The organism is Bradyrhizobium sp. HKCCYLRH3061 (genome assembly GCF_051168015.1).
Classification (GTDB): domain Bacteria; phylum Pseudomonadota; class Alphaproteobacteria; order Rhizobiales; family Xanthobacteraceae; genus Bradyrhizobium.
Genome location: NZ_JBNPUE010000016.1, coordinates 116,015 through 128,232, shown reverse-complemented (window position 1 = coordinate 128,232; position 12,218 = coordinate 116,015). Strand labels below are relative to the sequence as shown.

The 12,218-nt window shown below is 67.3% G+C and carries 11 protein-coding genes; 7 read left to right on the top strand and 4 right to left on the bottom strand.

All coding sequences use genetic code 11. From position 1 onward, the window contains the following. Positions 1 to 101: 101 nt before the first annotated feature. A complete protein-coding gene (locus ACQR2C_RS24270) occupies positions 102 to 1,031 on the bottom strand; it encodes a LysR family transcriptional regulator (RefSeq protein WP_315803945.1) in 930 nt (309 codons plus the stop codon). A gap of 122 nt (positions 1,032 to 1,153) precedes the next feature. Between ACQR2C_RS24270 and ACQR2C_RS24265 the strand changes: the two genes are divergently transcribed. Next, positions 1,154 to 2,158, top strand: coding sequence for an aldo/keto reductase (locus ACQR2C_RS24265; RefSeq protein WP_316179020.1), 1,005 nt, complete (start codon positions 1,154 to 1,156; stop codon positions 2,156 to 2,158). A gap of 252 nt (positions 2,159 to 2,410) precedes the next feature. On the opposite strand, the gene ACQR2C_RS24260 is transcribed toward ACQR2C_RS24265, so the two are convergent. Beyond that, positions 2,411 to 3,214: a HesA/MoeB/ThiF family protein gene (locus ACQR2C_RS24260; RefSeq protein ID WP_315803981.1), complete on the bottom strand. Its 804-nt coding sequence runs from the start codon at positions 3,212 to 3,214 to the stop codon at positions 2,411 to 2,413. A 151-nt stretch (positions 3,215 to 3,365) separates the two neighbouring features. Between ACQR2C_RS24260 and ACQR2C_RS24255 the strand changes: the two genes are divergently transcribed. Both ACQR2C_RS24255 and ACQR2C_RS24250 read left to right on the top strand, forming a co-directional pair. After that, a complete protein-coding gene (locus tag ACQR2C_RS24255; protein WP_434882296.1) occupies positions 3,366 to 4,718 on the top strand; it encodes a peptidoglycan-binding protein in 1,353 nt (450 codons plus the stop codon). A 450-nt stretch (positions 4,719 to 5,168) separates the two neighbouring features. Then, positions 5,169 to 5,972: a ParA family protein gene (locus ACQR2C_RS24250; RefSeq protein ID WP_316179014.1), complete on the top strand. Its 804-nt coding sequence runs from the start codon at positions 5,169 to 5,171 to the stop codon at positions 5,970 to 5,972. A 252-nt stretch (positions 5,973 to 6,224) separates the two neighbouring features. On the opposite strand, the gene ACQR2C_RS24245 is transcribed toward ACQR2C_RS24250, so the two are convergent. Both ACQR2C_RS24245 and mutM read right to left on the bottom strand, forming a co-directional pair. Beyond that, positions 6,225 to 6,698, bottom strand: a complete 474-nt coding sequence (locus ACQR2C_RS24245; protein WP_315803949.1) for a cyclic nucleotide-binding domain-containing protein — start codon at positions 6,696 to 6,698, stop codon at positions 6,225 to 6,227. Positions 6,699 to 6,776: 78 nt separating this feature from the next. Continuing rightward, positions 6,777 to 7,658: a bifunctional DNA-formamidopyrimidine glycosylase/DNA-(apurinic or apyrimidinic site) lyase gene (mutM, locus tag ACQR2C_RS24240; RefSeq protein ID WP_434838688.1), complete on the bottom strand. Its 882-nt coding sequence runs from the start codon at positions 7,656 to 7,658 to the stop codon at positions 6,777 to 6,779. Between the two features lie 105 nt (positions 7,659 to 7,763). On the opposite strand from mutM, the gene ubiE reads away from it, so the two are divergent. The 4 genes from ubiE (at position 7,764) to dut (ending at position 12,186) form a co-directional block, all read left to right on the top strand. Continuing rightward, the gene (ubiE, locus tag ACQR2C_RS24235; RefSeq protein WP_434838689.1) at positions 7,764 to 8,525 is read left to right on the top strand and encodes a bifunctional demethylmenaquinone methyltransferase/2-methoxy-6-polyprenyl-1,4-benzoquinol methylase UbiE; all 762 of its coding nucleotides are present in this window, start codon (positions 7,764 to 7,766) and stop codon (positions 8,523 to 8,525) included. After that, positions 8,522 to 10,096: a 2-polyprenylphenol 6-hydroxylase gene (gene ubiB / locus ACQR2C_RS24230; RefSeq protein ID WP_316179009.1), complete on the top strand. Its 1,575-nt coding sequence runs from the start codon at positions 8,522 to 8,524 to the stop codon at positions 10,094 to 10,096. Before ubiE ends, ubiB begins: the two co-directional genes overlap by 4 nt. A gap of 207 nt (positions 10,097 to 10,303) precedes the next feature. Next, entirely contained in the window at positions 10,304 to 11,731 is a 1,428-nt protein-coding gene (gene coaBC / locus ACQR2C_RS24225) for a bifunctional phosphopantothenoylcysteine decarboxylase/phosphopantothenate--cysteine ligase CoaBC (RefSeq protein ID WP_434882295.1), read from the top strand. Continuing rightward, complete coding sequence (gene dut / locus ACQR2C_RS24220; RefSeq protein WP_316179005.1) at positions 11,728 to 12,186, top strand: dUTP diphosphatase; 459 nt, start codon at positions 11,728 to 11,730, stop codon at positions 12,184 to 12,186. The genes coaBC and dut overlap by 4 nt, the downstream gene beginning before the upstream one ends. The last annotated feature ends 32 nt before the right edge of the window (positions 12,187 to 12,218 follow it).

The following is a 12,218-nucleotide window of genomic DNA, read 5'->3' as shown; positions in this document are numbered from 1 at the left end:
GTCGACCCTGCGAACGCAGGACCCATACCGCGCGATGTCTGAAAACGGGCACGCGGCTGATCGCGCATAACGTATTCAGTTCGGTGGCTATGGATCCCGGCTCAAGGCCGGGACGACAGCTCGGTCCGGCCGCCCGCCCGCTTCCGCCACTCGCCGACGAAAGACACGAACGCTGCCAGCGCCGGCGGTGGTTGGCGTCGGCTCGGATAATACAGATACGGCCCGGGGAACGGCGGACACCAATCGTTGAGCACGCTGACGAGGCGGCCATCCGCCAGCGCATCACGCACATGTCCTTCGAAGGTCGCCCAATAGCCAACGCCGTCACAGGCGGCACGGAAGGCCAGACCGAGCTGGACCGCGATCAGCCGAGCCGGCGGTGCGATCCTGATCACCTGCCCGTCCTTCTCGAACTCCCATTCCAGCATCGCACCGGACGAGAAGCGCGTCCGAATGCAGCCATGCTGCAGCAGGTCGCGCGGATGCGCGGGACGGCCATGCTGCGCAACATATTGCGGTGAGGCGACGATGGCGTAGCGCTGCGTTTCGCCGAGCGGTACGGCGATCATGTCCTGCGCCAGGTGCTCGCCATAGCGCACGCCGGCATCGAACCCGGCCTGCACGATGTCGACAAAGCCGCTGTCGGCGACGATCTCGAGCTCGATCAGCGGATAGGCCTGAAGGAACGGCGCGACCATCGGCGCCAGCACCAGATCGACCGCAGGCGGCGGCGCATTGATGCGCAGGCGTCCCGCCGCGACCTGCTGCTGGCCGCGCACCTGATGGATCGCCGCTTCGATCTCGGACAGCGCAGGCTCGAGCCGTGCCAGCAGCGCCTCGCCGGCCTGCGTCAGGCCGACGCTTCGCGTGGTCCGGTTGAGCAGCCGGACGCCGAGCCGCTGCTCCAGCTCCTTGAGCCGCTGGCTCAGGCTGGATGCCGCGAGCCCCTGCTCGCGCGCGGCGCGGCGGAAATTGCCGCTGCGAGCCACGGCAGCAAAGGCTTGAAGATCACGGAGGTCCGGCTCGCTCATTGTTCGGCATGCTGAACAGTCCATTCGGAATTGTCCAGCTTTTCGAACCGCGGAAATCCGCCGATATCCGCGTTGTCCGGGCGGACCAGCAGGCCGCCTGCGCCAGCAAGAGGAGATTGATCATGCAAACCCGCCAACTCGGCTCGACCGGCCCCGAGGTTTCGGTCATCGGACTAGGCTGCATGGGCATGTCGGACTTCTACGGCCCCACCGACCGGTCCGAGAGCATCGCCACCATCCACGCCGCGCTCGACGCCGGCATCACGCTGCTCGACACCGGCGACTTCTACGGGATGGGCCACAACGAGATGCTGATCCGCGAGGCGCTGGCCTCGGCCGGTCCGCGCAACGTGCAGATCTCCGTGAAGTTCGGCGCGCTGCGCGGCCCCGACAGGAGCTGGCTCGGCTATGACAGCCGGCCCGAGGCCATCAGGACCTTCCTGTCCTATTCGCTGCAGCGGCTCGGCGTCGACGCCATCGACATCTATCGCCCGGCGCGGCTCGATCCCAAGGTGCCGATCGAGGAGACCATCGGCACGATGGCCGAGCTGAAACAGGCCGGCTACATCCGGCATATCGGGTTGTCGGAGGTCGGTTCCGAGACGATCCGCCGGGCGCACAAGGTGCACCCGATCGCGGATCTGCAAATCGAATATTCGCTGATCTCGCGCGGCATCGAGAGCGACATCCTGCAAACCTGCCGCGAGCTCGGCATCGGCATCACCGCCTACGGCGTGCTGTCGCGCGGACTGATCAGCGGCCACTGGTCGAAGGACCGCGCCAATGCCGCTGATTTCCGTGGCCATTCGCCGCGTTTCCAGGGCGACAATCTCGACCGGAATCTTACCCTCGTGGACACGCTGCGCAGCATCGCCGACGAGGTCGGCGCCACGCCGGCGCAGGTCGCGATCGCCTGGGTGGCCGCGCAGGGCAACGACATCGTCCCGCTGGTCGGCGCCCGCCGCCGCGACCGCCTCGACGAGGCGCTCGGCGCGCTCTGCGTCAAGCTCACCGAAGTGCAACTCGCTGCGCTCGACAAGGCCTTCCCGATTGGCGTCGCGGCAGGCGAACGCTATCCGGAGTCGCAGCTGGTCCACATGGACAGTGAGCGCGGGAAGCGAATGTGAGCCGAGACCGGGCAAGCCCCTCGGCGTCGTCCCGGCGAACGCCGGGACCCATATCGCGTGACGTCTGAAACGGGCAGGCCGTCAATTCCGCGCGCCTCATCACGTTCACGGAGTATGGATCCCGGATCGGCGCCGCGCCGACGCTATCGCGTCGCCCCGGCTTGTCCGGGACGACAGCGGAGAGTGAGGCGAGAGTCGCTCAACTCATGACCGACAACTAGATGCGTGGCGGCCTCTCGGCTCACGCACACCTCACTTTCGGTGCGCACTCAAATCCGCAATCACAGGCCCGTCGCCATTCAACGGGTTCGCCGGATCGCGCCCGTAGCGCAGCGTCTCGAACCGCATCGTGCGCGCGTCCAGCATCAAGAGCCGGCCGACCAGACCCTCGCCGAAACCGACGATCTCCCGGATCGCCTCCAGCGCCATCATCGATCCCAGCATGCCGGCGAGCGCGCCCATGACGCCGGCTTCCGCGCAGGCCGGCACCGTGCCCGGCGGCGGCGGCTCGGGGAACAGGCAGCGATAGGTCGGATTGAACTGGCCCTTCTCGTTCCGCTCATGCGCGCGGATCGTCGTCAGCGACGCATCGAAAGTCCCGAGCGCGCCGGTGATCAGCGGCTTCTCGGCCAGGAAGCAGGCGTCGGAGACGAGATAGCGCGTGTCGAAATTGTCGGAGCCGTCGAGCACGAGATCATAGCCGCCGATCAGATCGAGCGCGTTGTCGGCATTGAGCCAGCTTCGATGCGCCACGACGCTCACATGCGGATTGAGCGCATTGATGCGCTCGGCGGCGCTCTCGACCTTGGGCCTGCCGATGTCGGGGGTCGCATGGATGACCTGGCGCTGCAGGTTCGACAGCGATACGACGTCGTCGTCGACCACGCCGATCGTGCCGACGCCGGCGGCGGCGAGATACATCAGTGCCGGCGCGCCGAGGCCGCCTGCGCCGACCACCAGCACCGCGGCGCGCTTCAGCGCCGCCTGACCGGGACCACCGACATCGCGCAGCACGATGTGACGGGCATAGCGCTCCACTTCTTCGTCGCTCAGCATCGTTACACCGTCCTTCCGCCGCCGCATCGCTGTCAGCCCATTGCCGGCCCATGGCGAAGACGGCGGATCTCCGCACTGAACCCTCGCCGGATTGTGACCGACCAAGCAGATGTGCTTATTTAGCGGCGCGGCAAGAGCATCGGGATTTGTCATGAGACGGCTGGCCACGGCAACCTTCATCTGCGGGATCGCCGCGTGCGCGTCGGTGCAGGCACAGACGCCCACGATGCCCGGCGCCAGGCCCAAGCCGGTCGCGACCCAGCCAGCGCGCCCGGGCGTTCAGGCGCCCGCCGACACCGCCAACGCGATGAGCCAGGCCGAGCGGCTTGCGCTGCAATCCGATCTTGCCTGGGTTGGCCAGTACAATGGCGCGATCACCGGCGACGTCAGCGAGCGCATGGTCAACGCGATCAAGGAGTACCAGAAGCTATCCGGCGGCAAGCCGACCGGCGTGTTGAACCCGCAGGAGCGCGCCGTGCTTGCCGACACCGCGCGCCGCAAGCAGGAGGGCGTCGGCTGGAAGCTCGTGACCGAGCCGGTCAGCGGGGCCCGGCTCGGCATCCCGACCAAGCTGGTGCCGCAGCAGACCAGCGACGGCAACGGCTCGAAATGGACATCGCCCACCGGCACCGTGCAGGTCGTGCTGTCGCGCCGCAAGGAAGCCAACCCGACCGCCGCGGCACTGGCCGACCGTGAAAAGAAGGAAGCCGGCCGCACCGTCGACTACAGCGTGGTGAAGCCCGACTTCTTCGTGCTCTCGGGCCTGCAGAACCTGAAGAAGTTCTACATCCGCGGCACCTTTCGGGGCGACGAGGTGCGCATCCTGACCATCCTCTACGACCAGGCGACCGAGAACACGGTCGAGCCGGTCGTGATCGCGATGTCGAGCGCCTTCACCGCGTTCCCGTCGACATTGGCCGCGCAGCCCGCGCCACGGCGCCGCGTCGATTACGGCACCGGCATCGTCGCCACCCAGGACGGCGCCATCATCGCCGATCGCGAGGTGACCGACGGCTGCGTGGCAATCACCATTCCCGGGTTCGGCCATGCCGAGCGCGTGGCCGAGGACAAGGAGCGCGGCCTGGCGCTGCTGCGCATCTACGGCGGGCGCGGCCTGAAGCCGCTGGCGCTGTCGGGCGGCAGTGCGAAATCGTCGGTCGACATCGTCGGCATCGCCGATCCGCAGAGCCAGGGCGGCGGTGCCGCGATCAGCACCGTCAAGGCGCAGCTCGCCGCCAACGGCACCGGCGACGCCTCGCTGGCGCCGGCGCCCGGGCTCGGCTTTTCCGGAGCGGCAGCGCTCGACGGCGACGGCAAGTTCGCCGGCGTCACCTTGCTCAAGCCCGGCGTCCTCGCGGGCACGGCACTGATCCCATCGACACAGGTCGTGATGGTCAGCGCCGATGCGACGCGTGCGTTTCTCGCCTCGCATGGTGTCAAGCCCGACGGAACCTCGCTCGACGCCAAGGCGGCCACGGTGCGCGTGATCTGCGTGCGGAAGTAGAGCCTGCGCCAAACCGGTTCGGCATCGCGATCGTGCCGCTGTGCACTGCGGCGCGGCAGCGTTTACGCAATGTTAAGCATGTCGTTTTAGAAAAAATTAAGGGCCCAACGGCGGCCGGCGGGGATCGGACGTGCAGCATCGCGACTGCATGGGATGATGCTCGGCGATGCCGATCGCTCGCCCGCGGCTCGCTGCCGCTCAACTTCCTAGCACCTTGCTATCAACTCGGAACGGCTCCCGCCGTAGTCAACCGGTCTGTGCAGGCACAGGCCGAGCGTGAGATAGTTCGAACAGTTTTGTCGGCGTGCTGATTCGGACCACCGCGATCCTCTGTTAGTTGGATCGGGCCGGGACTGTCCTGAGCGAGAATAGCTCCGCACCGCGCAACCGCGATGCACTCAGCTTTGGCGTTCTCATAAGTTCCGTCAACATCCGAAGGACTGTCTCCCGATGTACACGATCGTTTTGGCCACGCAGAAGGGCGGCAGCGGCAAGAGCACGCTGGCGATTGGTCTGGCCGTGGCCGCGCAGCAGGCCGGCCACAAGGTGCGCGTGATCGAGACCGACCGTCAGGGCACGCTGACCAAATGGCAGGCGCGCCGCGCCGCGGGCGAGCCGATCGTCGAAGCCGGCTACGATGCCAAGATGATCGAGCCTCGCCTCGAAGCGCTGGCCCGCGACGGCTTCACTGTCTGCGTGATCGACACCGGGGCCGGCATCACGGCGTCCACGACGGCCGCGATCCGCCACTGCGATCTGTGCCTCATTCCGGCGCGTCCGAGCGTCGCCGACATCGAAGCGACAGCACCGACCTTGAGCATCGTGCGCGCCTGGCGCAAGCCGTTCGCCTTCGTGCTCAACCAGGCCCCGATCCGCGGCGGCCATCGCGTCACCGATGCGACGACGGCGCTCGACGCCGACGCGCCACGCGACATCGCGGAGGTGCTGGCGCAGCCCTTCATCATGATGCGCAACGACCACCAGGACGCGCTCGCCGCCGGTCTCGGCGTCAGCGAGTTCGATGCGGCCGGTAAATCGGCGCAGGAGATTCGCAGCCTGTGGCGCTGGACCGCCGGCAAGCTTGCAGGCGATCACGTCATGCACGACGCGGGCGAACTGAAGGACGCGAGCGAGCACGCCGAGGTCGAATTCCCGATCATGCTGACGCCGCCCACCGAGGAAGCGAAACTGCCGGTGGCGCGGGTGTATCCGACCTGGGCCGACAACGGCATCAACTGGAAGGCGGGATTGTAGTCCTCGTTAGTTGGACCCGAGCTTCTGCCGCGACGGCGGTGCGCTCCCTGGCCCCGCTCTTGCGGGGAGAGGGTTGGGGTGAGGGGCAGACGCGGGGCAGACACGCGGGAAGTGTTCGTGGTGAGACCTGTACCCCCTCACCCGGATTGCATCTCACGATGCAATCGGACCTCTCCCCGCAAGCGGGGCGAGGTTAAGGAGTAGCCCAGCCGTAGATCGAGCACGCTTCGCACTGCTTCGCCGCCCGCTCGCCTACCGCGACCCACCCTCCCGCATCTTGATCCGCGCATCGGCGCGACGCAGGCGGCGGCACAGCTCGCGATTGATGTTCTGCAGCACGATCACGTAGGCGTGGATGTCAGCCTTGTAGAAGGCATACAGCTTTTGCGCCGTCAGCTCGTACAGCACGGTCGGCGCTTCCGCGACCACGGTGGCCGATCTGTTCTGCATGTCGAGCAGGGTCATCTCGCCGAAGAAATCCCCGGGCTCGAGACGCGACATATGGATCGCGGCACCCGTCTCCAGGCGCTCACTGACCTCCAGCGTACCGCTATGCACGACGAACATCGAGCGCCCCGCCTCGCCTTCGGCGACGACAACGGCGCCCTTGTCGAAGCGCCGCTCGACCAGCATCGAGACCAGCAGATCGAGGCTCGCATCAAGCAGGCCGCCGAAGAACGGCGTCGCGAGCAGAAATGCTTTCAGGTCGGGCGAGCTGACAGCCATGGCGGCAGTATACGCCCACTCCCGTCCGCCACAAGCAGACCGGGGATGGCCGGCCGTGCCGGCTCCTCGGCCGCGACATCACTTCTGGCACTTCGGGCACCAGAAGGTCGAGCGGCCGTTCTGCACGAAGCGCTTCACCACGCCGCTGCAGCCGTCCGTCCGGCATGGCTCACCCTCGCGGTCATAGACCTGGAACGAATGCTGGAAATAGCCGAGTTCGCCTGATGTCTGGCGGTGATCGCGCAGCGACGAGCCGCCGGCGCGGATCGCCTCGTTGAGCACGGCGTGGATCGCCTCCACCAGACGCGTGGCGTGATCCGTGGGCTCGCCCTTCTTCGTTGCCAGCGTCGCCGCCAGACGCCGCGGCGACAGATGGGCGCGAAACAGCGCCTCGCAGACATAGATGTTGCCGAGCCCGGCGACCACGCGCTGGTCGAGCAGCGCGGCCTTCAGGCTGGTCTTCTTGACGGCACAGGCGCGCGCCAGCATCGCGGCATCGAATTCATTGCCGAGCGGCTCCGGCCCGAGGCCCTTCAGATGCGGCTCGGTCTCGATGTCGCCGCGGCCGATGATCTTCATGAAGCCGAAGCGGCGCGGATCGTTGAAGACGATGTCGGCGCCCGACGACATGTGAAACACGACATGGTCGTGCACGCTGTCCTTGCCGCGCGGATAGTGAAACTCGCCCGGCGTCTCCTCGTGCTCCGGCTTGATCACCCGGAACGAGCCGGACATGCCGAGATGCATCAAGAGCACGTCACCGGAGCCGAGGTCGGCCAGCAGATATTTGGCACGCCGGCCGAGCCCCCTGACGGTCTGGCCCTGCAGGCGCTTGGCAAAATCGGGCTGAAACGGAAACCTGAGATCGCCGCGCCGGGCCTCGGCCTTGACGATGACAGCGCCTTCCATGACCGGCTGCAACCCGCGCCGGACGGTCTCGACTTCGGGCAGCTCAGGCATCCCTGCTCATTTCACCTTTTGCATCCGCGACCATTCACCTTGTCCGGCTGACGTGATAGCGCCTTGGCCGCATCAGCGCTATGGTGCCGTATCGGAGTAAGGGTGATGGATCAGCCGGACCAAACCACTCATTTCGGCTTCAGGGACGTGCCTCTGGGCGAGAAGCAGACGCTGGTGAACGACGTGTTTCACAGCGTGGCACAGCGCTACGACCTGATGAACGACCTGATGTCGGGCGGACTGCACCGCGTCTGGAAGGACATCATGATCAACATGCTGAACCCGCCGAAGAGCGATGCGCCGTTTGCGCTGCTCGATGTGGCCGGCGGTACCGGTGACATCTCCTTCCGCGCCGCCAGGAAGGCCGGCGCCGGCTTCCATGCGACCGTGTGCGACATCAACGGCGACATGCTCGAGGTCGGACGCCAGCGCGCGCTGAAGCAATATCTCGACGACAAGGTCTCGTTCGTCGAGGGCAATGCCGAGAAGCTCGCCTTCCCCGATCGCTCGTTCGACGCCTATACGATCGCCTTCGGCATCCGCAACGTGCCGCAGATCGAGCTGGCGCTGGCCGAGGCATTCCGCGTGCTCAAGCATGGCGGCCGCTTCCTGTGCCTGGAGTTCTCCACCGTCGAGATGCCAGGGCTAGACAAGCTCTATGACCTGTTCTCCTTCAACGTGATCCCGCAGCTCGGCCGCGCCGTCACCGGCGATGCCGAGTCCTACCGCTACCTCGTCGAATCCATCCGCCAGTTTCCGCGGCCCAACGCCTTCGCCGAGATGATCTCGGCGGCCGGCTTCTCCCGCGTGTCCTGGCAGACTCTCTCCGGCGGCATCGTCGCGCTTCATTCCGGCTGGCGTTTGTGATCTCCGCACTCACCCACATTACGCGGCTCGCCCGGGCCGCCCTGGTGTTCGCGCGCGAGGGCGTGTTCGGCGCCGTCGATCCGAGCCTGGCGCCGCCGCCGGGCCAGCTCGCGCTGAAGCTGGCGCGGCTCATCGAGCGCCCCGGCGCCAAGTCCGGGCCAAGGTTGTCGCGCGCGCTGGAGCGGATGGGCCCGGCCTATCTCAAGCTCGGCCAGTTCCTGGCGACCCGGCCCGACGTCGTCGGCGTCATCATGGCGCGGGATCTCGAATCGCTGCAGGACCGGCTGCCGCCGTTCCCGCAGGCCGAGGCCGAAGCGGTCATCGCCACCGCGCTCGAACGCCCGATCAGCCAGCTGTTCACGCATCTCGGTCCGCCGGTCGCCGCCGCCTCGATCGCGCAGGTGCATCGCGGCGAGGTCGAGCGCGACGGCATTCGTCGTCCGGTCGCGGTGAAGGTGCTTCGACCGAACGTCGCTGCGCGCTTCCGCCGCGACCTCTCCGATTTCTTCTTCGTCGCCGAAAAGGCCGAGGCGCATTCGTCGGAGGCGCGGCGGCTGCGGCTGGTCGAGGTCATCAACACGATGTCGCGCTCGGTCGCGATGGAGATGGACCTTCGCCTGGAGGCCGCTGCGCTCTCCGAAATGGCGGAGAACATCAAGGACGATCCGGATTTCCGCGTGCCCGCGGTCGACTGGGACCGGACCGCCAACACCGTGCTGACGATGGAGTGGATCGACGGCATCGCGCTGAACGATCACGCCCGGCTCGCGGAGGCGAATGTCGATCTGCCCGACGTCGGCCGCAAGGTGATCCAGAGCTTTCTCCGCCACGCCCTGCGCGACGGCTTCTTCCATGCCGACATGCATCCGGGCAACCTGTTCCTGGACCAGCAGGGACGGCTGGTCGCGGTCGATTTCGGCATCATGGGCCGGCTCGGCATGAAGGAGCGGCGCTTCCTGGCCGAGATCCTGCTCGGCTTCATCACCCGCGACTATCGCCGCGTCGCCGAAGTGCATTTCGAGGCCGGCTACGTGCCGCCGCATCATTCGGTGGAGAATTTCGCACAGGCCATCCGCGCCATCGGCGAGCCGATCCATAACCGCACGGCCGAAGAAATCTCGATGGCCAAGCTCTTGACCCTGCTGCTCGAGGTCACCGGCCTGTTCGACATGCGCACCCGGCCCGAGCTGATCCTGCTGCAGAAGACCATGGTGGTGGTCGAGGGCGTCGCACGCGGCTTCGATCCCAAGCTCGACATCTGGAAGGTCGCCGACCCCGTGGTGCGAGAATGGATCGAGCGCAATCTCGGGCCGATCGGCCGGATCGAGGGCGCCGTCACCGGAATCGGCGAACTGGCCCGGCTGACCGCGACCCTGCCGGTGCTCGCCGCCCGCGCCGCCGCCGTGCTCGAGCACATGGAGACCATGACCCGCGACGGCCTCCGCCTGTCGCCCGAGACCATCGCCGCCATGGGCCGCACCGAAGGCAAGAAGAGCCGCTGGCGCGCGATCGCGCTGTGGGTCATCGCGCTGACCTTCATCGGCATTTTGTTCGCGGTGCTCAGGCTGTAGATTCGTAGGGTGGGCAAAGGCGCAGCCGTGCTGTCTCGTCGTACGAGATGGCGGTGACGCCGTGCCCACCGTCTCACCCTGGAGCCTGCCGATCGACGGTGGGCACGCTGCCGCCTACGGCGGCCGCTTCGCCCACCCTACATTGATTGCACTGCGATCAATTTCTGCTAGCATTGCTTGCATCTGAACCCTGCTGGGGAGGCGGACATGGCCAGCCTGACCATCCGCAAGCTCGACGACTCGCTCAAAACCTATCTACGACTGCGCTCGGCGCAGAACGGGCGCTCCGTCGAGGAGGAAGTCCGGGTCATCCTGCGCGCGCTGATCGAGCCGGTCGATCCGTCCGAGCCGACGACGGCAGCGCCAGCTCCAGCCGCTCTGCCTGAGCCTGGTCTCCCTCAGCCCGGCGCCGCCCGTGAAGCGCGCGTCACCCTGATCATCGGCGGCGGCATCGCGGCATACAAGTCGCTCGACTTGATCCGCCGTCTGAAGGAACGCCACATCCTCGTCCGCTGCGTGCTGACCAAGGCGGCGACGCAGTTCGTCACCGAGTTGGCCGCGTCAGCGCTGTCGGGCGACCGCGTGTTCACCGATCTGTTCGACGCGCGCAGCGAGTTCGACGTCGGCCACATCCGCCTCGCGCGCGACTGCGACCTGATCGTGGTCGCGCCGGCCACCGCCGACCTGATGTCGAAGATGGCGCACGGCGCCGCCGACGACCTCGCCAGCGCCATCCTGCTCGCGGCGAGCCGGCCGATCCTGCTGGCGCCGGCGATGAACCCGATGATGTGGAGCAACCCGGCCACGCGCCGCAACGCCGCCACCCTGCAGCGCGACGGCGTCCGGATGATCGGCCCCAACGCCGGCGAGATGGCCGAGAAGGGCGAGGCCGGCGTCGGCCGCATGGCCGAGGCCATCGAGATCGCGGACGCCGTCGTCGCCATGCTCAAGCCGCCGACGCCGCGCCCGCTCGCCGGCCGCCGCGTGCTGATCACGGCCGGACCGACGCACGAGCCGATCGATCCGGTGCGCTACATCGCCAACCGCTCCTCCGGCAAGCAGGGCTTTGCGATCGCCGCCGCCGCGCAGGCCGCCGGCGCCGACGTCCGGCTGATCGCGGGGCCGGTCGAGCTCGCCGATCCCAAGGGCGTCAACGTCACGCATGTCGAGTCGGCACGGCAGATGCTGGAAGCGGTCGAGGCCGAGCTGCCGGCCGACGTCGCGATCTTCGCCGCGGCGGTGGCCGACTGGCGCGTCGCCAATGAGGGCGGCCAGAAGCTGAAGAAGACGGACAAGGCGATTCCGCCGCTCACGCTGGTTGAGAATCCCGACATCCTCGCAACGATCTCGAAGCTCAAAGACAAGCGGCCAGGTCTCGTGATCGGCTTCGCCGCCGAGACCGAGCACCTGATCGACAACGCGAAGGCCAAGTTCGCCCGCAAGGGCTGCGACTGGATCGTCGCCAACGACGTCTCGCCTGCGACCGGCGTGATGGGCGGCGACCGCAACACCGTGCATCTCTTGACGAAGGACGCCGATGGCGTCCATGTCGCGTCCTGGCCGATCATGACCAAGGACGAGGTCGCGACGGCGCTCGTTGCCGAGATTGCCAGAACCATGGGACCCGTTGCGTGACACAGACGATCGCGATCGACGTGCAGATCCTGCCGCATGGCGAGGGCCTGCCGCTGCCGGCCTATCAGACCGCACATGCCGCGGGGCTCGATCTGCTCGCCGCGGTTCCGGCCGATGCACCGCTCGTCCTTGCGTCAGGCGGCCACGCGATGGTGCCGACGGGATTGTCGATCGCGCTGCCCGACGGCTACGAGGCCCAGGTGCGGCCGCGTTCGGGGCTCGCTGCACGCCACGGCGTCACGGTGCTGAACGCACCGGGCACGGTGGACGCGGACTACCGCGGCGAGATCTGCGTGCTGCTGATCAACCACGGCAAGGAACCGTTTACGATCCGTCGCGGCGAGCGCATCGCGCAGATGGTGATCGCCGCCGTGGTGCGCGCTGAGCTCAGCCTCGCGACAAGCTTGACGACGACCGCGCGCGGCAGCGGCGGCTTCGGCTCGACGGGCCGTTGAACTACGGGCTTGCCACTGTTCCGACTCGAAAG